The following is a 20,311-nucleotide window of genomic DNA, read 5'->3' on the forward strand; positions in this document are numbered from 1 at the left end:
GGTAGCGATTAGTGTCGGGGACATGTCCCACTCCGATACACGCGTGACCACCACCGACGGCGTCGTCGAGGGTGTCGATCACAACGGTCTGCACAGCTGGCGCGGCATCCCCTACGCCGCGCCCCCGATGGGCGATCGGCGCTTCCGGGCACCCGAGCCCGCCACCCCGTGGGAGGGCGTCCGGCTCGCGCACAGCTTCCGCAACGCCGCCCCGCAGGCCCGTCGATACACGACGATCGGGATCAACAAGCACCAGCCGGTCAGCGAGGACTGCCTCACCCTCAACGTGCTGGCCCCGGCCAAGCGATCGGGTCCGCTGCCGGTGATGGTGTTCATCCACGGCGGCGCCTACATCCTCGGCTCGTCGCTGACCTACCGCGGCGACTCGTTGGTCCGCGCGGGTGGCGTGGTCTACGTGTCGATCAACTACCGACTGGGGACCCTCGGCTACCTCGACCTCAGTCAGTTCTCCTCGGACACCCGCACTTTCGACAGCAACCTGGGCCTGCGGGATCAACTCGCCGCACTGCAGTGGGTGCAGCGCAACATCGCCGGTTTCGGCGGTGATCCCGACAACGTCACGATCTTCGGCGAGAGCGCCGGCGGCAACGCGGTCACCACCCTGCTCGCCGTGCCCTCGGCGGCCGGGCTGTTCCACAAGGCGATCGCCGAGAGTTCTGCGCCGGCACTGACGTTGAAGACCGAGTGGGCGACGCAGTTCGCCGCCACGTTCGTCGACATCCTCGCCGAGACCCATGACTACCCGGTTGCTGCGCTGCACACCGCGACCCCCGCCGAGCTGGGCCGCGCAGGTGATCAGCTCTCGCGTCGTGTCTCGAAGATGATCCCCGGCGCCATGCCTTTCGGCCCGACCGTCGACGGCGACCTGCTGCCGATCGACCCGCTCGAGGCGGCCGACCGCGGCGAGACACACGCGGTGCCACTGTTGCTGGGCAGCAACCTCGTGGAGGCGAACCTCTTCGCCAAGGTGTTCCCGGTGCTGCCCACCTCACCCGCGGCGCTCGACAAGGTGCTCGCCGGTGCCGACCCGGACGCACGTGCCGCGATCCTCGACACCTATCCCGACTATCCGGACCCCGCGGCGTGCCGACAGATCATGGCGGACATGATCTTCTGGGCGCCGTCGGTCGCGATCGCCGACGGGCACAGTGCCCATTCGCCGACGTACATGTACCGGTTCGACTACTCCACGCGGATCCTCGACATCGCCGGGTTCGGTGCCACCCACGGCATCGAACTGTTCGGGGTGTTCGGGTTGTTCACCTCACGCATCGGTGGTCTGCTGACCGTGGCCGGCGACCGGCGCTCGGCGCGGCGGGTCACCGCCGAGATGCAGTCGGACTGGGCGTCGTTCGCGGCGACCGGGGCACCCCGATCCGGATGGCGTCGCTACGACACCACCACCCGCGCGGTGAAGGTCATCGACGACCCGAGTCGCATCGAACTCGATCCGCACGCGCAGCGGCGTGAGGCGTGGAGCCGCTACCGCGCGTTCTCAGAGGTCCCACTGGGCGGGGGGGTCCCCAGCCAGGAATGAGAGCATCAGCGGGTTGAACACGTCGGGCGATTCCAGCGGCAGCAGATGTGTGCCGGGCAGGACCGCCAGGCGTGCCGCGGGGAGAGCGGCCGCGACGGCGGCGCTGTGAGCGACGGTGACCTCGTCGCGGTCGCCCTGGGCCACGAGGGTGGGCGTGGTGACCGACGCGAGTGTCGCGAGGTCGATCTCGGGCTCGGCGGCGATCATGTCGATGGTCTTGCGGTAGACGGTCTCGAAATGCTCCGGGCCGTCCGGGGACACCGAATCGTATTCGGCGCGTAGGAAGTTCATTGCGGAGCTGTCGGCGAGCAGTCCGTCGGTGATGCCGTCGGCGACACGACCCGAGCTGTTGTAGTACTGCCCGACGAGGACCATGCGATCGACGAGATCGGGTCTGCGCTGCGCGACCAACAGCGCCACCACCGCGCCGTCGCTCCATCCCACCAGGTGTGCCTTCCGGCCGATCGCGGCCTCGAGGTAGGCGATCGTCTCCTCGGCCATGGCCGAGTAGGTGAAGGCGGCGTCGGTGTCGGGGGAGTGGGCGTGCCCGCATCGCTCGGGTGCATAGACCTTCCATCCCGCCCGGAGGATCTCGGGGATCTGCGCGCCGAACGACGACGCGCCGGCGAACGCGCCGTGCAGCAGCACCACGGGGGTGCCGTCGCCGTCGACGAAGTGCCACACGGGATGACCGGCGACGTCGACGTATTCGCCCCCATCGACCTTTCTGACACCGTCGACCGGTAGGAGGGTGTGCGTATCGTCGGCACCGGACAGGCTGGACATGCGCCCCATGCTCGCAGAGGCGATGCCGCGATCACCGAAACGAGGCTCAATCGATGTCAACTCGACGCCGCCACGCGGCCTGCGTCCTCGTGCTCGGTATCGCGATGGTGGCCGCGGCATGCGCGACCGACAGTGACACCGATGTCGCCGCTCCGGTGTCGTCCTCGAGCGCTGTGCCCGAGGTGATCACCGCCGCACAGCCGCCGCCGGCGCCGCCGTTCATCGATCGGGTGCAGGTGGTGCAACTGCCCTCGGGTACGAGCGTGCAGGTCTACCCGACCGCGTCGGGCCGGGCCGCGCAGGGTGTCGGCGACAACGCGGTGGCCTGGGCCGAGGTGCTCGCCGACGACCCCGGGGCCGACACCCCCGGCATGCGTGCGCAGTTCGACTGTCACTGGACGTTCGCGCGGATCGTCGCGCCCGACAAGCCCAGCTGGAATCTCGAGCCGTGGCGTCCGGTGGTCAGTGCCCGACAGATGATCGACGATCGATGCAACCCTGGTGGCGCCGAGGAGTGAACGCTACTATCTGCGTATGAATGCAGATAAGGGGGTTTGTCGTCGGACACTCGCCGACGACCAGGTCGCCCTGGTGGTCGAGGTGTTCCGGATGCTGTCCGACGCCACGCGCGTGCAGATGCTGTGGGCCCTGGTCGACCGGGAGTGTTCGGTGAACGAACTGTCGGAGAAGGTCGGCAAGCCGGCCCCCTCGGTGAGCCAGCACCTCGCGAAACTGCGCATGGCGCGCCTGGTGCGCACACGCAAGGAGGGCACCTCGGTGTTCTACCGCCTGGAGAACGATCACGTGCGGCAGATGGTGGTCGACGCGGTCTTCAACGCCGAACACGCCGGGCCGGGTACCCCGGGCCACCACCGCCCCGACGCCCACGTCGATGCCCCGATCGCCATAGTCGCATCCGAGAAGACCGGCGGCGCATGAGCGGCGACCGCGTCCACTCCCACCATCAGCATCACGATCACGAACACCACCATGACCATGCCGGTCGGTGGCACTGGCTGACCCACGCGTTCACCCCGCACAGCCACGATTCCGCCGACAAGGTCGACAGCGTCATGGAGTCCAGCGCGCAGGGGATCCGTGCGGTGAAGATCAGCATGGTGGTGCTGCTGGCGACGGCGGTCGCACAGCTCGCCGTGGTCGCGGTGTCGGGATCGGTGGCGCTGCTCGCCGACACCATCCACAACTTCTCCGACGCGCTCACCTCGGTACCCCTGTGGATCGCGTTCGTCCTCGGGCGGCGCGCACCGACCCGGCGCTACACCTACGGCTTCGGCCGCGCAGAGGATCTCGCCGGGTTGTTCGTGGTGCTGATGATCCTCGCGTCGGCCGTGGTCGCCGGGGTCGAGGCGGTGCGGCGGCTCATCGATCCCGCGCCCCTGTCGCATCTGCCGTGGGTTGCCGCGGCCGGCGCCGTCGGGTTCGTCGGCAACGAGATCGTCGCGCGGTATCGCATTACGGTCGGCCGCCGGATCGGGTCGGTCGCCCTGATCGCGGACGGCAAGCATGCGCGCACAGACGGGTTCACGTCGCTGGCCGTTCTCGTCGGCGCCGCCGGTGCGGCCGCCGGCTTCCCGATCGCCGACCCGATCGTGGGGTTGGTGATCACCGCGGCCATCCTCATGGTGCTCGTCGGAGCCGCGCGAGATGTGTTCCGGCGCCTCATGGACGGCGTCGACCCGCACATCGTCGGCTCGGCCGAGGAGGTGTTGGCCTCGGTCCCCGGTGTCGACAGCGTGGCCGGGCTACGGATGCGGTGGGTGGGTCACACCCTGCACGCCGAGGCCGATCTCGATGTCGCACCCGACACCGCGCTCCGTGACGCCCACGCGCTCGCCCACCGCGCCGAACACGCTCTGATCGAGGGCGTTCCGCGCCTGACCACCGCGCAGGTGCACGCGTACCCGGGTCACGACGCCGCCGACGGCACCCTCACGCGCCCAGCGGAGCGGAGCCTGCGGCCACCGAAGAGGCGACAGACGACGTAGATCGCGAACGAGATGGTGGTGACCATCACCGACACAGGCAGATTCGGGGCGAGCGACAGGATCAGTCCACCGACCGCAGCGGTCATGGCGAACAGGGTCGACAGCAGCACCACCGTGGTCGGGGTGGAGGTGACGCGGGTGGCCGCGGCGGCCGGGGTGATGAACAGCGACATCACCAGCAATGCGCCGATGATCTGCACGCCCTGGGCGACACTGGCGCCGAGCAGCACCGCGAACACCAGCGACAGTGAGCGCGTGGGCACCCCCAGCGCCTCGGCGACCGCCGGATCGGTGCTCGCGAACTGCAGCGGCCGGTAGATGACCGCGAGGACGGCGACGACGATGACGGTGGTGACCGCGACCGCGGTCAGTCCGTCGGCGCCGACGCTGACCACCTGTCCGGTCAACAGGGCGAAGCCGGTGCCGGTGCGGCCGTAGGTGGCGATGAACAGCACGCCGAGACCGAGCCCGAACGCCATCACCACGCCGATCACCGAATCGCGTTCGCGCACACGGCTGCCGAGCAGTCCGAAGATCAGCGCGGCGACGATGGAACCCACCACGCCGCCGATGTTGACGCTGACCCCGAGCAGCAGGGCCAGCGCGGCACCGGTGAACGACAATTCCGCGGTGCCGTGGACGGCGAACGACATCTGGCGCGCGACCACCGTCGGTCCGATGAGGCCACCGAGAAGGGCCAGGAGTGCCAACGCCAGCAGCGACTGTTGCACGAAGGGGCGGGCCAAGAGGTCCCCGGCGAGCCCGACGTCGAAGAAGCTGCCCCAGTCGACGGTGCTCACAGCGCCTCGACGCCGTGGCAGGCGGCCTCGTCGGCGCCCACGACGACCAGACGGTCCCGCACCCGCAGCACGTCGACCTTGGTGCGGTACAGCTCGCTGAGCACGGCCGAGTTCATCACCTCGTCGGTGGTGCCGATCCGGAACCGGCCGTCGACGAGGTAGACGACGCGATCGACGTAGGGCAGAACGGGATTGATCTCGTGGGTGACGAACACGACCGCGGTCGCCGCCGCGCGACGTCGCCGATCGATCAACTGCGCGACCCGCGCCTGATTGGCCGGGTCGAGACTGAGCAACGGCTCGTCGCACAGCAGCACGACGGGGTCGCTCGCCAACGCCTGGGCCACCCGCAGTCGTTGCTGCTCACCACCGGAGAGCAGTCCGAGCGGGGCGTCGACGAAGGCGCGGGCATCCACCTGGTCGATCGCGAGATCGACCGCGGCCCTGCGTGTCCGGCGGTTGCGCCACCCGACACCCCACGATCGGCCGTCGACCCCCAGACCCACGAGGTCGCGTCCGCGCAGCGGCACACCTTCGTCGTGCGGGCGCTGCTGGGGCACGTAGCCGATCTTGGACCGGTCGGTCCCGTTACGACCGTCGATGGAGATGCTGCCCGCGTCCAGCCGGTACTGACCCAACAGCGTCCGCAGGAGCGAGGTCTTGCCCGACCCGTTGGGCCCCAGCACCGCGACGAACTCGCCGGGGGCGACGGTGAGGTCGAGATCCGACCACAGCACGCGGTCGCCGAAGCGCAGTCGCGCACCACGGATGTCGATGGCAGGCACGCTGGCGGTGATGGCGATGCTCCGGTGGCGAGAAGGGGTGAGGCAGGGGTGGATCAGCGCGACAGGGCGGCCGCGATCGAATCCACCGTAGCCCTCTGCCAGGCCACGTAGTCGGTGACTCCGGACGGCAACGTCTCGGTCAGCTTCACCACCGGGAGCCCGTCGGAATCGGCGGCCGACAGCAGACGCTTGGTCGTGTCGTCGACAGCCTGGGTGTTGTAGAGCAGCGCCGACACGGACTTGTTGCGCACCAGGTCCTCGGTGGTCGCGACCGCGGCGGCGGGCGGGTCGTTACCCGCCTCGACGGCGTCGGTGAACGACGACGGCGTCGCGTCGACGAGGCCGGCCTCGGCGAGCAGGTACGCCGCGAGCGGTTCGGTCTGGGCGACCTTCGCTCCGGCGTGGGCGGCCTTGATCGAGGCCAACGTGGTCTGCAGGTCGGTGACGTCGTCCTCGAACTTCTTCGCGTTGGAGGCGAAGGCGTCCTTGTCGGCCGGGAACTTCTCGGCCAACGAGTCGGCGATGCTCGAGGCGACGGCCTTCACGACGTCGAAGTCGTAGAAGAAGTGCTCGTTGACCTCGCCGGCGCCGGTGGGCGCGTTCGGGTTCAGCTTCTTGTACGCGTCGTAGGCGCTGATGACCGTGGCGTCGGGGTTCTTCGGCGCCTTCTCCATGTAGGCGTCGTAATCGGCGCCGTTGAGCACCACGACGTCGGCGTCGAACACCTTCGCGGTGTCGCGGGCGGTGGCCTCGAACTCGTGCGGGTCACCGTCGGGGGAGGTGTAGAGCGAGGTGACGCCGGCGTTCTTGCCCGCCACGGCGGAGGCGACCGCGCCCCACACATCGGTGGAGGCGACGACCACCGGTGCCCCGGGGGCGCCCGCCGCCTCGGTGGTGTCGGCCGAACACCCGGCGACCACCGTTGCGGCGATCACCGCCGTTGCCAGCGCCGTGACCCGGGCCGGCACACCACGAAGGGCTCTCGAATTCATCGCACACTCCACTCCTCGACGACTGCGACGCAAATGGTAACCGTTTTCGAAAAGGGGGCCAACTCGCCCATTTGCGGCGAAGGTACCGACGGATTGTTAAAGAGAGCTTGAATAGCTGCCCGGGCGATCGACGGGCGCCGAAGTCTGGCGCCCGGCGCAAACGACGACGCCCGGTGTCGTGAGATGTCACAGCGCGAACGCTGTGGTCTTCGACACCGGGCGTCACCGAGTCCGGTCAGATCACGTGTGCGGCATCAGCGCATCGGGCGGGATGACGCCGAACTTGCCCGCGTTGAAGTCCTCGATCGCGGCGATGACCTCGGACTTGGTGTTCATCACGAACGGGCCGTAGGCGAAGACCGGCTCGCGGATCGGGCGACCGCCGAGCAGCAGCACCTCCATCGCGGGGCGGTTCGAGTCCTGCGTGCCGTCGGCGCTCACGCTGATCCGGTCGCCGGGGCCGAGTACCGCGAGCTGACCGCCCGAGATCGGGTTGCGGAGCGGTCCCACCGTCCCGTCGCCGCTGAGCACGTACACGAGCGCGTTGTAGTCGCGGTTCCAGGGGAGGTTGAGCTGCGCGCCCGGCTCCACCGTGGCGTGCGCCAGGGTGATCGGTGTGCGCGTCGATCCCGGGCCGTGGTGCCCACCGATGTCGCCGGCGATGATCCGCACCAGTGCGCCACCGTCGGACGACGACACGAGCTTCGCCTGCGTGCCCTCGATCGACTGGTAGGCCGGGGTCGTGAACTTGTCGGACCTCGGCAGGTTCACCCACAGCTGGATGCCGTGGAACACGCCGCCGCTGGCCACGAGCTCGGCCGGGGGTGTCTCGATGTGGAGGATGCCCGAGCCCGCGGTCATCCACTGGGTGGCGCCGTCCTCGATCAGTCCGCCACCGCCGTGACTGTCCTGGTGCTCGAACCGACCGTCGATCATGTAGGTGACGGTCTCGAACCCGCGGTGCGGGTGCCAGCTGGTGCCGCGCGGCTCGCCCGGCTCGTAATCGACTTCGCCCATCTGATCCATGTGGATGAACGGGTCGAGATCGGCCTTGCTGACGCCGGCGAAGGCGCGGACGACCGGGAAGCCCTCACCCTCGTAGCCACGGGGGCCGGTGGTCACCGCGCGCACGGGGCGCTCGGTGTCGGACGGCGTGGCCTGCGCCAGGCGGTCCAGGGTCAAAGTGTCTGCGGTGATCGCGGGCATCGTGTCCTCCTCGTCCATGTCGATCCTATGCCCGTGTAACCGGACCGTGGTCCGATTTGTTCCGGCGATACGCTGGGGACATGACGCACTTCCGCACGCGCTCGGCCACCGGCCCCGGTGGCGTCGAGATCGTCTACCGGGTCAGCGCGCCGCCCGCGGAATCGTCCGCCGCCCCCTCGGATCGGGCCATCCCCGCACTGCTCCTCATCCACGGCTGGGCGCAGTCGGCCGCGGCCTGGGGAACAGGCCTTCTTGCCCGTCTCGCCGAGACCCATCGCGTGATCGCCGTCGACCTGCGTGGCCACGGCGCCTCGGAGGTACCCGCGGTCCACGGCGGCGACGCGGTCGGTGCCTCCTATTCTGCCGCCGATTTCGCCGGCGACATCGAGGCCGTGCTGGCGGCCGAGTCGACCACGACGACCGCGGCATTCGACGCGCCGGCCGTCGCCGACGCCGGTGTCGTGCTCGCGGGCTGGTCCTACGGCGGCCTGGTGTCGTGCGACCTCCTCGCCGACCGACTGACGCGCACCGGAGGCGTCGGCGACGTCGTGGGCCTCGTGCTCGTCGGGGCGATCACCTCGATCGGTCGCGGCGCGGCCGGCGGCCGGGTGGGTCCGGCCATGCGGGCGGCCCTGCCCGACGCGTGTTCGGCCGACCCACGGACCGCGATCCGGGCGCTCGGGTCGTTCGGCACCGCGCTCGTCCCGGCCCACCGCCCCGACCTCGGCGCGGTGAGCCAGCACCTGTTCGGCGCCTCCCTCGCCACCGCCCCGAGCGCGCGCGCCGGGCTGTTCGCCCGCACCGCCGACAACGACCCGACGCTGCGCGCGCTGACGATCCCGGTCCTGATCGTCCACGGCACGGCCGACGCCGTCGTGGACGTCTCGGCGGCCCGCCACGCCGCCGACCTCGTCGACGGTGCCCGAGTCGATCTCTGGGACGACGCGGGCCACGCCCCGTTCGTCGAGGACCCCGACCGCTTCGCCGAGTCCGTCCTCTCCTTCACCGGAGCGATCGGCTCCGATGTGGGGGCCACCGCATGAGGCGACCGGAACTGCGTCGTATCGCACTGATCTCGGTGCACACCTCGCCCCTGGCGCAACCCGGCACCGGCGACGCCGGCGGGATGAACGTGTACGTGTGGCAGACCGCGCGCACGCTCGCCCAGCGCGGGATCGACGTCGAGATCTTCACCCGTGCCACGTCGTCGACCGACGCACCGGCGGTGCGCGCGGCCGACGGCGTGCTGGTGCGCAACGTGGTCGCCGGACCGTTCGAGGGACTCGACAAACGCGATCTGCCCACGCAGCTCTGCGCTTTCGCCGCCGGGGTGCTGCGCGCCGAGGCGATGCACCCGCCCGGCCACTACGACCTCGTGCACTCCCACTACTGGTTGTCCGGACAGGTCGGGTGGCTCGCCCGTGACCGCTGGCGCGTGCCGCTGGTGCACACCGCCCACACCCTCGCCGCGGTGAAGAACCTCGCGCTCGCCGCGGGCGACGAACCCGAGCCGATGCTGCGGCAGGTCGGTGAACAGCAGGTCGTGGTCGAGGCCGACCGTCTGGTCGCGAACACCGATGCCGAAGCGCAACAACTGATCTCGATCCACCACGCCGATCCCGACCGGGTCGACGTCGCGACACCCGGCGTCGATCTCACCACCTACCGACCCGGACCGCGTGACGCCGCGCGCGCCGAACTCGGGCTCGACCCGAACGAGGTCATCGTGACGTTCGTCGGTCGGATCCAGCCACTCAAGGCTCCCGACGTGCTCATCCGTGCAGCGGCGCCGATCATCGACCGTGCGCGGGTGTCGGGACGCCGGGTGCGTGTCCTCGTGGTCGGCGGACCGTCGGGCTCGGGGCTCGCCCGGCCCACGGCCCTGATCGATCTCGTCGCCGAGCTGGGTATCGCCGACGCGGTCACGTTCCTCCCGCCGCAACGACCCGAGATGCTCGCGACGGTGTATCGCGCGTCGGATCTCGTTGCCGTGCCCAGCTATTCGGAGAGCTTCGGTCTCGTCGCGATCGAGGCGCAGGCGAGCGGTGTCCCCGTCGTCGCGGCCGACGTGGGTGGACTCGGCGTCGCCGTCGACGACGGCGTCACCGGTCTGCTCGTCGGAGGACACCGCATCGACGACTGGACCGCGGCGATCGACGGCCTGCTCGCCCAGCCGCGTCGCCTGGCCGAGATGGGCGCGGCCGCGGTGGCCCACGCGCAGTGCTTCTCGTGGGACCACACCGCCGACCAGTTGCTCTCCAGCTACCACCGCGCGGTGGCCACCTACGACGGTTCCGTCCCGCGCCCCGAACAGATCCCCACCCCGTCCACCCGTGGAACCAGGCGATGGACACGTCGCCGGTCAGGAGTACGAGCATGAGCCAGCAGTTACGCCCACCGGGCATCGTCGAGCAGTCGGACTCGTTGCAGAAGGCGCTGCGCGAACGCGGGATCACGTTCGCGCTCAAGAACTCCGGCGGCGCCGACACCGAACACCTCCTCATCGAGCTGCCCGGTGAGCGCAAACTCAAGACCAACGTCCTGCTCACCGTGGGCAAGCCCGGTGTGCGGGTGGAGGCGTTCGTGTGTCGTCGACCCGACGAGAACCACGAGGGCGTCTACAAGTTCATGCTCAAGCGCAACCGGCGGATGTACGGCGTGGCCTACACGATCGACAACATCGGCGACATCTACCTCGTCGGGCGGTTCTCGGCCGAGTCGGTGACCTCCGACGAACTCGACCGCGTGTTGGGGCAGGTCCTCGAGGCGGCCGACGGCGACTTCAACACGCTCCTCGAACTCGGCTTCTACACCTCCATCCGGCGCGAATGGGCGTGGCGGGTGTCGCGCGGGGAGTCGTTGAAGAACCTGCTGGCGTTCGAGCACCTCATCGACGAGGAATCGCTGCCGTACATCGCGCCCGAGAAAACCGTCGAACCCGCCGTGGAACGCGCGCAGGCCGCAGAGGGAACCGGTCGCGGCATCTGAGTGAACCCCGCCTCCGTGGGCTGTGGCCGTTGCTAGTCTGGGCGGCAGCTAGCTGTGACGACCGGTGTCACCTACGTCTCCGGTCGTGCCGATCAACGGAGGTTCCATGAGTTTCGCGAGTCCGTTCCCCGCGGTCACCGTCCCCGAGACGACCGTCTACGACTACCTTTTCGGAGGTATCGAGGACTCCGACCTCGACCGTCCCGCACTCATCGACGCCAAGGCCGACTTCACCACCACCTACCGTGAACTCGTCGGCCGTATCGACGCGTTCGCCGGCGCCCTGGCCGCGCGCGGCATCGGTGTCGGCGACGTCGTCGGTCTGCTCTCGCCGAACTCCTCGGCCTTCGCGATCGCCTTCCACGGCATCCTGCGTGCCGGCGCGACCGCCACCACCATCAACGCGCTGTTCACCCCCAACGACATCGCCAAGCAGCTCACCGACGCCAATGCGACCATGCTGGTGACGGTGAGCGTGCTGGCTCCCGGCGCCAAGGAGGCGGCCGAGAAGCTCGGCATCGCCGACGACCATCTGATCGTGCTCGACGGTGAGGGCATCGAGGCGAGCGGCCACCCGAATGCGGCAGATCTGGTGGGGGAGAACAATTCCGCGCCGGAGGTGAGCTTCGACCCGGCCACCCACCTCGCGGTGCTGCCGTACAGCTCGGGGACCACGGCCAACCCCAAAGGCGTGATGCTCACCCATCGCAACCTGGTGTCCAACGTGTGCCAGATCCGTCCGCTGCAGGGCATGACCGCCGACGACGCGATCCTCGCGGTGCTGCCGTTCTTCCACATCTACGGCATGACGGTGCTGCTCAACGCCGCGCTGCACGCCCGCGCGAGCCTCGTCATCATGCCGCGCTTCGATCTCACCGAGTTCCTCGAGAACATCCAGGATCGCAAGTGCACCATGGGCTACATCGCGCCGCCGATCGCCGTCGCGCTGGCCAAGCACCCACTGGTCGACAACTACGATCTGTCGTCGATGCACACCATCATGTCGGGTGCGGCCCCGCTCGACGCCGAGCTCGGACACGCCGTGGAGAAGCGGATCGGTTGCCGCATGGTGCAGGGCTACGGCATGAGCGAGCTCAGCCCGGTCAGCCACGTCATCCCGTTCGACGGCGGACAGTCGTTGCTCGATGGTGAGGACGCGAAGCTCAGCTCCTCGGGCTGGACGGTGCCCAATGCCGAGAGCAAGCTCGTCGATCCCGTCTCCGGCGACGAGATCCCCCTGCCGAGTGAGGGTCTCAGCGACACCGGTGAACTGTGGTTCCGTGGCCCCAACGTGATGGCCGGCTACCTCAACAACGACTCCGCCACCGCGGAGACCATCGACTCCGACGGCTTCCTGCACACCGGCGACCTCGCGCAGGTCGATCCGACGGGCTGCGTGTTCATCGTCGACCGGCTCAAGGAGCTCATCAAGTACAAGGGCTACCAGGTGCCGCCGGCCGAGCTCGAGGCCCTGCTCCTGAGCCACCCCGAGATCGCCGACGCGGCCGTCGTGGGTGTCGTGGACGCGGAGTCGGGGGAGGAGATCCCCAAGGCGTTCGTGGTGCGCCAGAGCGGAACCGAGGTCAGCGCCGAGGCCGTGATGGAGTTCGTCGCAGACAAGGTGGCGCCATACAAGAAGGTGCGTCAGGTCGAGTTCATCGACGAGATCCCGAAGTCGGTGTCGGGCAAGATTCTTCGGAAGGATCTGCGCGCGAAGAGCTGACCCGGGGGATCGCGGTGATCAACGCGACCCCGATGACGGCGGCGATCGCACCGATGACGTAGACCAGCTCGAACGCGGAGCGGCTCGGAACGGTGCGCATCCCGCCGTCGGTGGTGATGGTGACCGTCGACGCGGCCAGCACCGCGATGATCACCGCCGACGCCGTCGAGGTGCCGATCGACCGCATCAGTGAGTTGAGCCCGTTGGCGGCCGCGGTCTCCCCGAGGGGGACCGACGCCATGATGAGTCCGACCATCGCGGCGTACGCGACACCGAGGCCGGCGAAGGTGATGGTCACCCCGATCATCACCTGCCACGGGTGTTGCATCCACACGATGACGAACAGATAGCCCAGTCCCATGACGGTGGTGCCGGCCAGCAGCGTCGCGCGCGCACCGAACGCGACGACCAGTCGCGCCGAGACCGGTGACATCACCAGCATCGCGAAACCGGCCGGCGCGATCCACAATCCGCTCGCCAGCACGGTCTGATCCATCTCGACCTGCATCAGCCACGGCGAAACCAGCAGCATCCCGAGCAGGGTGAACCCGATCAGCACCGACACCAGGTTGGTCACCAGCACCGTCGGGCGGGCGGCGAGGCGCAGGTTGACCAGCGGTGACGGGTGGCGCAACTCGTAAGCGGCCCAGGCGATCAGCGCCACGGCACCGACGACGCCGGTCACCACCGTCTCGGGGTCCGCCCAGCCCCACACGCGTCCCTTGCTGATCACCAGCAGTAGGCACACGAGGCCGACGCCCAGTCCGACGATGCCGACGGAATCGACCCTGCCGGGTGATCGCCGCGGCGACTCGGGGATCTGTGTGAACACCAGCAGCAGTGCGACGGCGGCGAGGGCCGACGACACCCAGAACAGCATGTGCCAGTCGAACTGCTGCGGGATCCACGCCGCAGGCGGCAGCCCGACGGCGCCGCCGAGCCCCAGCGCCGCACCCATTGTCGCGATGGCGCCCGGAACGCGTTCGGCGGGAAGCAGATCACGCAGCAGGCTCACCCCGACGGGTATGACCACGAGGGTCACCCCCTGCAGCGCGCGCCCGACCACGAGCGGCGCCAGGCTGTTCGACAGTGCCGCGATGACCGACCCGACGACCAGTGAGACGAGCGCGACCAGGATCACCCGCCGCTTGCCGAAGAGGTCGGCCAGCCGTCCTCCGGTCGGCAGCGCGACGGCGGCGACGAGCAACGTGGCGGTGATGACCCAGGAGGCGTTGTCGGCACTGGTGTCGAGGTACTCGTCGAGACGACCGACGATCGGCAGCAGGATCACGCTCTGCGAGTACGAGGACACCGCACCGGCGAAGCACAACACCGCGATCATCAGACCCGGACGCGTCCGGCGTTCCACTTCGGCTGCAACTGTCACGCGCACAGCCTGACCGATCGATTGCTCGGTGGCAATCGGGAGGGGTCGATGCAGACGGTCAGCGAGCGGCGGGAGCGGCGTGGCGGCCGTATTCGGCGGTGCCGTCGACCGGCAGCTCGCCGTGGAGGATCTCCTCGGCGATCGACTCGTCGGCTCGGTCCTTGTGTTCGGGCAGGTCGACCGGCGCTGAGCCGGGCAACGCGCTCTTCTTGTCGCCGGGGATCAGCAGGATCAGCGCGGCGGCCACCAGCGACGCGACGGCGCCGATGATGAACACCATCTGGAAGGCCGAGCGATCGGGCACGCTCGTGGGACCGATGTCCACCGTCGAGCTGGCCAGGATCGTGGCGAGCAGCGCGGAGGCGATGGCGGTACCGATCGAGCGCATCAACGAGTTCAGCCCGTTCGCCGACGCGGTCTCGCTGAGCGGGACCGCCGACATGATGAGCGAGGGCATGGCCGAGTACGCGATACCCACACCCGAGCTGGTGACCATCACCGCCAGCGCGACCTGCCACGGCGCGGCGGCGGCCACGATGGCGAGGCCGTACCCGAGGGCGATCACGACGGTGCCGATCATGAGGGTGAACTTCGGACCGATGGTGACGTTGAGGCGCGCGGAGACCGGCGACAGGAACATCATCATCAGGCCGCCGGGGGCCATCCACAGGCCGGCCTCGATGATGCTGCGGCCCATGCCGTAGTCGAGGACGCCGGGGATGTGGGGGAGCTGCAGGAGCTGCGGCGACGCGAGGCTGATGCCCATCAGCGCGAACCCGATGACCACCGAGACGATGTTGGTCAGGGCGACCCGAGGGGTCACCGACACCCGGATGTTGACCATCGGCGAGCTGGTGCGCAGTTCGTAGACGACCCACGCGGCGAACACGATGAGGCCGGCGGCCACGAGTCCGAGGGTGAGGTCGCTGGTCCATCCCCACGACCGGCCCTTGCTGAGCGCGAGCAGCAGACAGACCAGTGCGATGGTGAGACCGACGGCGCCGACGCTGTCGAAGGTGCCGCCCGATCGGGCCGGCGACTCCTGCACGAGAGTGATGACCAGTGCGAACGCGACGGTGCCCAGGGCGGCCGAGGTCCAGAACAGCACGTGCCAGCTGTAGTTCTGCGAGATCCACGCCGCGACCGGCAGGCCGATGGCGCCACCGACGCCGAGCGTGGCGCTCATCGTCGCGATCGCTCCGGCGATCCGGTTGGGGGGCAGCTCGTCGCGCAGGAGGCTGATGCCGACGGGGATGACGCCCATCGCCATGCCCTGCAGGCCACGGCCGATGATGACGGGGATCAGGGAGTCGAACACCGCGCTGATGACCGAACCGATCACCATCAGCGCGATGCTGGCGAGGATCACCGAGCGCTTGCCGAACATGTCGGCCACCCGACCGGCGATCGGCATGACGACCGCGGCGGCGAGCAGGGTCGCGGTGATGACCCACGACGCGTTGTCGGCGGAGGTGTGCAGGTACGTCGGCAACAGGCCGACGATGGGGACCACGAGGGTCTGCATGTAGGAGGCCAGCAGGCCGCCGAAGCACAGCACCGCGATCAGCATCGTCGGGGAGGGCTTACGTGTGGGCTCCAGGCGTGAAGTACTCATTACTTGCATCATGCACGTAGTGGTAGAGCGCAATCAATCCGAAATCGTGTGACGACATCTACATACGGATAAAGCGGACACGCGGGAATATTCGGACGTCGTCGGCATCGGCGCCCTCGCGGTCCGCGGAGGTGTCCGCCCGCGTGTGGGAAACTGCTCGGCATGGCTACCGGAACCCTGATCCTGATGCGGCACGGCGAGAGCGTGTGGAACGAGTCGAACCAGTTCACCGGTTGGGTGGACGTGGCGCTGACCGACAAGGGTCGTGCCGAGGCGAAACGGGCCGGGGAACTGCTCGTCGAGCACGACCTGCTGCCCGACGTCCTCTACACCTCACTGCTGCGGCGCGCGATCGCCACCGCGCAGATCGCGCTCGACGCCGCCGACCGGCACTGGATCCCCGTCGTGCGCGACTGGCGCCTCAACGAACGGCACTACGGCGCGCTGCAGGGTCTCGACAAGGCCGCGACGAAGGATAAGCACGGCGACGAGCAGTTCATGCTGTGGCGTCGCAGCTACGACGTACCGCCGCCGGCGATCGACAAAGACGCCGAGTACAGCCAGAGCGACGATCCGCGTTACGCCGATCTCGACGCGGTGCCGCTGACCGAGTGCCTGAAAGACGTCGTCGAGCGGATGATCCCGTACTTCACCGAGGTCATCGCCGAGGATCTCCGCGCCGGGAAGACCGTGTTGATCGCCGCCCACGGCAACTCGCTGCGCGCGCTGGTCAAGCATCTCGAACAGATCTCCGACGCCGACATCGCCGGGCTCAACATCCCCACCGGGAACCCGCGCCGCTACGACCTCGGCGACGACCTGATGCCGATCGCCGAGGGTGCCTACCTCGATCCCGAGGCCGCCGAGGCCGGGGCTGCCGCGGTCGCCGCCCAGGGGGAGAAGAAGTAGCCACGATCCGTGCATTCGGCGGTATCGTGGGCTATGGCCCACATCACAACCACGTCGTCCGGTGCTGGTGACACGCCACAGGTCCGGTTCGCCCACTCGCCCGCCCAGGAACGCTACGAGGCGTTCGTCCACGATGCCCACGGCAACGACGAACTCGTCGGCTACCTCGACTACCTGAACGAGGTCGACCAGGTGGTCATCACCCACACCGTGATCTTCGACCGCTACACCCACCACGGTTTCGGGGCCGCGCTGGTCCGCCATGTGCTCGACGACCTCGCCCGCACCGGACGCCCGGTGGTGCCGGTGTGTTCGTTCGTCCGCGGTTTCGTGCACGACAACCCCGCGTATGCACCGATGATGGCCTCGGCCTGACGGCGCTTCCCGCCGGAAAGCGAGGGCGGGAGGGCGAAATCACGGTGAACACCGTCCCAACAAGGCCCACCTGGCTTGTTACCTACGGGCGCAGCACGCATTCTTGCGGGGTGTCGCGTTCAGCCAGGAGTGAGCTCGCCGCCCGGCGGGCACGGTGGGTGACATGACCGTTCTCGTGATCGCGATCGCCGTGGTGGCGGTGTGCGTGGCCGCAGGTGTGGGCTGGCGGATCGGCCGGGGCTCGGCGCGGACCGCCGACGCCGTGCGCACCCTGCGCAGCGCGACGAGCAGCGAACCCGAGGCCCTCGTACCCGGCGAGAACGCCGACCTGCGTAACCAGGTCACCGGGCCGGCGGAGCTGCTGGAGCCGGGCACCGAGACCGTCGACGGGCGCATGTCGAAGGCGGCGCTGTTGGCGCTGATCGTGCAGTCCACCGAGACCGGGATCGCGGTCGTCGACGAACACCGCGACGTGGTGCTGTTCAACAAACGCGCCGACGCGCTCGGGCTCGTGCACGACCACCTCCTCGACGACCACGTGTGGCAGGCCGCGCGCACGGTCCTCGAGACCGGCGCCGACTGCGACATCGAGCTGGTCCCCGATCACCCCATCAACGGGTTCGTCTCCACCGGCCGCGCGATCAACCCGCCGGTGGCGGTGCGCTGTGTGATCCGGCTGGTCACCGACGGCAACGAGCGCTACGCCGTGGTCTACGGCGACGACGACTCCGACAACGTGCGCCTCGAGGCGACCCGCCGCGACTTCGTCGCCAATGTGTCGCACGAGCTGAAGACCCCCGTCGGCGCGATCGGCCTGCTGACCGAGGCGCTGCTGGAGTCGCAGGACGACCCCGAGGCCGTGCGCCACTTCGGCGAGCGCGTGATGACCGAGTCGATCCGCATGGGCAACATGGTCAACGAGCTCATCGCCCTGTCGCGGCTGCAGGGTGCCGAGAAGCTGCCCGACGCCGACGATGTCGACGTCGACGACCTCGTCGACGAGGCGATCCACCGCGCACAGGTCGGCGCCGAGGCCGCGAGCATCACGCTCACCACCGACCCGCCGAGCGGTCTCGTGGTCCGCGGCGATCGCACCCTGCTGCTCACCGCGCTCAACAACCTCATCGCCAACGCCATCGCGTACTCGCCGGCCAACTCGCCGGTGTCGGTGAGCCGCCGCGTGGTCCCCGGGGGCCACGACATGGTGGCCATCGCGGTCACCGACCGCGGCATCGGCATCGCGCCGCGCGACCAGGAGCGGGTGTTCGAACGGTTCTTCCGTGTCGACAAGGCCCGGTCGCGCGCCACCGGCGGCACCGGACTCGGACTCGCGATCGTCAAACACGTCGCGGCCAACCACGACGGCACCATCACGCTGTGGAGCAAACCCGGCACCGGCTCGACCTTCACCCTCGCCGTGCCCATGGCCCGCGCCCCGCGTCGGACCGAGCCCCGCACCGACACCACCTCGCACGGCCCCGCCGCCCGCGCACGCAGCGCCCTCAGCCACACCCCGAACCCGTCCACGCGGGTTCTCGAGACAAAGGAATCCCACCGGTGACGCATGTCCTGATTGTCGAAGACGAGGAGTCTTTGGCCGATCCGCTCGCCTTTCTCCTGCGCAAGGAGGGCTTCGAGACCACCGTCGTGAACGACGGCACCCGGGCCATCGGCGAGTTCGAACGCGTGTCGCCCGACATCGTGCTGCTCGACCTCATGCTCCCCGGTGTGTCCGGGACCGAGGTCTGCAAGGCGTTGCGGCAGAGGTCGAGTGTGCCGGTCATCATGGTGACCGCCCGCGACAGCGAGATCGACAAGGTCGTGGGGCTCGAACTCGGCGCCGACGACTACGTCACCAAGCCGTACTCGGCCCGCGAACTCATCGCCCGCATCCGCGCGGTGCTCCGACGCGGTGTCGACACCGGTGACGACCTCGGCATCGACGGCGGCCTGCTCGAGGCCGGCCCGGTGACCATGGACGTCGACCGCCACATCGTGCAGGTCGGTGGGTCGCCGGTCACGTTGCCGCTCAAGGAGTTCGACCTCCTCGAATACCTGCTGCGCAACGCCGGCCGGGTGCTCACCCGCGGTCAGTTGATCGACCGGGTGTGGGGTGCGGACTACGTCGGCGACACCAAGACCCTCGACGTCCACGTCAAGCGCCTGCGCTCGAAGATCGAATCCGATCCGGGCAACCCCGAACACCTCGTCACCGTCCGCGGCCTGGGGTACAAGCTCGAGCCGTAGGACTTGCTGCTGAGATCGTCCCCCTGAGCTGTCGCCGAGGGCATATCGCCGTCGATCACGCCTCACGGGGACGATGTCGGCCGCGCACGCGGTGCCTGTCTGCCCGGGTGATGGCGCGGATGTCGGCGAACACCTCATCCCAGCCGAACATCACGTCCTCATAGGTCAGTCGCAGCTTGAGCCACCGGCCGACGAGTGCCTTGCGGTCACGTCGGCGATCGTTGCGGTACTCGGCCGCCCCGGTGTGGTGGGCGACCGAATCGCATTCGATGAGCAGTCGGCCCACGCGGAGGTCGACCTTCCCGACCCCGCGGATACGCGGCTGGACCCGCACGTCGTAGCCGACGGCCCGTAGCCGCAGACGGACGAGGGTCTCGGTTCCCGACTGCGAGCGAGGGTCGCATCGCGCGAGCAGATCGTTGATCCGAACCGTCGCCTTCGGCAGCAGCGCCCGCAGCTCGTCGGGTGTCGCCGAGCCCGAGTTCAGCGCGGAGTCGCAGACCACCACCCAGTGGTCGTCGGGCAGACAGTCGACCGCACAGTGCAGGGCAACCGGCACGGAGTCGACGGCGTCGGCGAGAGGGAGCGGTCGCCCGGCGCCCTGGCACGAGCCCGCCCGGAGTCCCTTCCCGTATTTGCTGGTCCGCACGTGGAGACCGTCGTGTCCGGGCGGGATCCAGAGTCCATGGAACCGCAGCGCTGACACACATCCGAGCACGCCGCCGGCACGCACCGCGGCGACGACATCGGGATCGGCGACCGTGGTCGCGCACCAGCCGGGCCGCAGCCAAATCAGATCACCGGCCCGGACGGCTCGTCGGATGTCGGCATCGGTGTGGCCCTGTGCGTGAAGCCGGATTCGGGAGTGGACGCCACCGTTCATGCTCGCTTCGACGTCGACGCGGCCGCGACGGTTCCGGCCGACGTGTTGCCG

20 protein-coding genes are annotated in these 20,311 nt (G+C 69.1%); 12 read left to right on the top strand and 8 right to left on the bottom strand.

Annotated elements, in window-relative coordinates:
• Positions 1 to 22 precede the first annotated feature (22 nt).
• Positions 23 to 1,558, top strand: a complete 1,536-nt coding sequence (locus ACLBW1_RS05465) for a carboxylesterase/lipase family protein (RefSeq protein WP_447810558.1) — start codon at positions 23 to 25, stop codon at positions 1,556 to 1,558.
• Here the strand turns inward: ACLBW1_RS05465 and ACLBW1_RS05470 are convergent.
• Entirely contained in the window at positions 1,517 to 2,344 is an 828-nt protein-coding gene (locus tag ACLBW1_RS05470; RefSeq protein ID WP_447810560.1) for an alpha/beta fold hydrolase, read from the bottom strand. The genes ACLBW1_RS05465 and ACLBW1_RS05470 overlap by 42 nt on opposite strands.
• A gap of 53 nt (positions 2,345 to 2,397) precedes the next feature.
• Between ACLBW1_RS05470 and ACLBW1_RS05475 the strand changes: the two genes are divergently transcribed.
• The 3 genes from ACLBW1_RS05475 to ACLBW1_RS05485 are packed head-to-tail and all read left to right on the top strand — an operon-like array spanning position 2,398 to position 4,350.
• The gene (locus ACLBW1_RS05475; protein ID WP_447810561.1) at positions 2,398 to 2,862 is read left to right on the top strand and encodes a DUF2599 domain-containing protein; all 465 of its coding nucleotides are present in this window, start codon (positions 2,398 to 2,400) and stop codon (positions 2,860 to 2,862) included.
• Between the two features lie 16 nt (positions 2,863 to 2,878).
• Positions 2,879 to 3,283 (top strand): ArsR/SmtB family transcription factor, encoded by a 405-nt coding sequence (locus tag ACLBW1_RS05480; RefSeq protein WP_447810562.1) that lies wholly within the window; start codon positions 2,879 to 2,881, stop codon positions 3,281 to 3,283.
• Positions 3,280 to 4,350: a cation diffusion facilitator family transporter gene (locus ACLBW1_RS05485; protein ID WP_447810564.1), complete on the top strand. Its 1,071-nt coding sequence runs from the start codon at positions 3,280 to 3,282 to the stop codon at positions 4,348 to 4,350. Before ACLBW1_RS05480 ends, ACLBW1_RS05485 begins: the two co-directional genes overlap by 4 nt.
• On the opposite strand, the gene ACLBW1_RS05490 is transcribed toward ACLBW1_RS05485, so the two are convergent.
• From ACLBW1_RS05490 to ACLBW1_RS05505, 4 genes are all read right to left on the bottom strand, one after another.
• Positions 4,272 to 5,150: a metal ABC transporter permease gene (locus tag ACLBW1_RS05490; RefSeq protein ID WP_447810566.1), complete on the bottom strand. Its 879-nt coding sequence runs from the start codon at positions 5,148 to 5,150 to the stop codon at positions 4,272 to 4,274. The two genes, ACLBW1_RS05485 and ACLBW1_RS05490, sit on opposite strands and share 79 nt — an antisense overlap.
• A complete protein-coding gene (locus tag ACLBW1_RS05495; RefSeq protein WP_447810567.1) occupies positions 5,147 to 5,935 on the bottom strand; it encodes a metal ABC transporter ATP-binding protein in 789 nt (262 codons plus the stop codon). The genes ACLBW1_RS05490 and ACLBW1_RS05495 overlap by 4 nt, the downstream gene beginning before the upstream one ends.
• Positions 5,936 to 5,988: 53 nt before the next feature.
• Positions 5,989 to 6,927, bottom strand: coding sequence for a metal ABC transporter solute-binding protein, Zn/Mn family (locus ACLBW1_RS05500; RefSeq protein WP_447810569.1), 939 nt, complete (start codon positions 6,925 to 6,927; stop codon positions 5,989 to 5,991).
• A 240-nt stretch (positions 6,928 to 7,167) separates the two neighbouring features.
• Positions 7,168 to 8,133, bottom strand: a complete 966-nt coding sequence (locus tag ACLBW1_RS05505) for a pirin family protein (RefSeq protein WP_447811153.1) — start codon at positions 8,131 to 8,133, stop codon at positions 7,168 to 7,170.
• Positions 8,134 to 8,213: 80 nt separating this feature from the next.
• Between ACLBW1_RS05505 and ACLBW1_RS05510 the strand changes: the two genes are divergently transcribed.
• The 4 genes from ACLBW1_RS05510 to ACLBW1_RS05525 all read left to right on the top strand — a co-directional run bounded on the left by ACLBW1_RS05510 (position 8,214) and on the right by ACLBW1_RS05525 (position 12,844).
• Complete coding sequence (locus ACLBW1_RS05510) at positions 8,214 to 9,176, top strand: alpha/beta fold hydrolase (protein ID WP_447810571.1); 963 nt, start codon at positions 8,214 to 8,216, stop codon at positions 9,174 to 9,176.
• A complete protein-coding gene (gene mshA, locus ACLBW1_RS05515) occupies positions 9,173 to 10,513 on the top strand; it encodes a D-inositol-3-phosphate glycosyltransferase (RefSeq protein ID WP_447810572.1) in 1,341 nt (446 codons plus the stop codon). The genes ACLBW1_RS05510 and mshA overlap by 4 nt, the downstream gene beginning before the upstream one ends.
• Entirely contained in the window at positions 10,510 to 11,121 is a 612-nt protein-coding gene (locus ACLBW1_RS05520) for a YbjN domain-containing protein (RefSeq protein WP_447810573.1), read from the top strand. The genes mshA and ACLBW1_RS05520 overlap by 4 nt, the downstream gene beginning before the upstream one ends.
• A gap of 106 nt (positions 11,122 to 11,227) precedes the next feature.
• Positions 11,228 to 12,844: a 4-coumarate--CoA ligase family protein gene (locus ACLBW1_RS05525; RefSeq protein WP_447810575.1), complete on the top strand. Its 1,617-nt coding sequence runs from the start codon at positions 11,228 to 11,230 to the stop codon at positions 12,842 to 12,844.
• Here the strand turns inward: ACLBW1_RS05525 and ACLBW1_RS05530 are convergent.
• Positions 12,777 to 14,231, bottom strand: coding sequence for an MFS transporter (locus tag ACLBW1_RS05530; protein WP_447810576.1), 1,455 nt, complete (start codon positions 14,229 to 14,231; stop codon positions 12,777 to 12,779). The genes ACLBW1_RS05525 and ACLBW1_RS05530 overlap by 68 nt on opposite strands.
• Before the next feature lie 58 nt (positions 14,232 to 14,289).
• Positions 14,290 to 15,846: an MFS transporter gene (locus tag ACLBW1_RS05535; protein ID WP_447810578.1), complete on the bottom strand. Its 1,557-nt coding sequence runs from the start codon at positions 15,844 to 15,846 to the stop codon at positions 14,290 to 14,292.
• 162 nt (positions 15,847 to 16,008) lie between these two features.
• On the opposite strand from ACLBW1_RS05535, the gene ACLBW1_RS05540 reads away from it, so the two are divergent.
• The 4 genes from ACLBW1_RS05540 to ACLBW1_RS05555 all read left to right on the top strand — a co-directional run bounded on the left by ACLBW1_RS05540 (position 16,009) and on the right by ACLBW1_RS05555 (position 19,377).
• Positions 16,009 to 16,755 (top strand): phosphoglyceromutase, encoded by a 747-nt coding sequence (locus ACLBW1_RS05540; RefSeq protein WP_447810579.1) that lies wholly within the window; start codon positions 16,009 to 16,011, stop codon positions 16,753 to 16,755.
• A gap of 33 nt (positions 16,756 to 16,788) precedes the next feature.
• Entirely contained in the window at positions 16,789 to 17,130 is a 342-nt protein-coding gene (locus ACLBW1_RS05545) for a GNAT family N-acetyltransferase (protein WP_447810581.1), read from the top strand.
• A 163-nt stretch (positions 17,131 to 17,293) separates the two neighbouring features.
• Positions 17,294 to 18,691 carry a sensor histidine kinase gene (locus ACLBW1_RS05550; RefSeq protein ID WP_447810583.1) on the top strand — a complete coding sequence of 466 codons (1,398 nt, stop codon included), beginning with the start codon at positions 17,294 to 17,296 and terminating at the stop codon, positions 18,689 to 18,691.
• Complete coding sequence (locus tag ACLBW1_RS05555) at positions 18,688 to 19,377, top strand: winged helix-turn-helix domain-containing protein (protein ID WP_447810585.1); 690 nt, start codon at positions 18,688 to 18,690, stop codon at positions 19,375 to 19,377. Before ACLBW1_RS05550 ends, ACLBW1_RS05555 begins: the two co-directional genes overlap by 4 nt.
• Before the next feature lie 55 nt (positions 19,378 to 19,432).
• Here the strand turns inward: ACLBW1_RS05555 and ACLBW1_RS05560 are convergent, their stop codons facing one another.
• On the bottom strand, positions 19,433 to 20,260 hold the full coding sequence (locus tag ACLBW1_RS05560; RefSeq protein WP_447810586.1) for a hypothetical protein: 828 nt from the start codon (positions 20,258 to 20,260) through the stop codon (positions 19,433 to 19,435).
• Positions 20,261 to 20,311: the final 51 nt, after the last annotated feature.

Source organism: Williamsia sp. M5A3_1d (genome assembly GCF_053345315.1).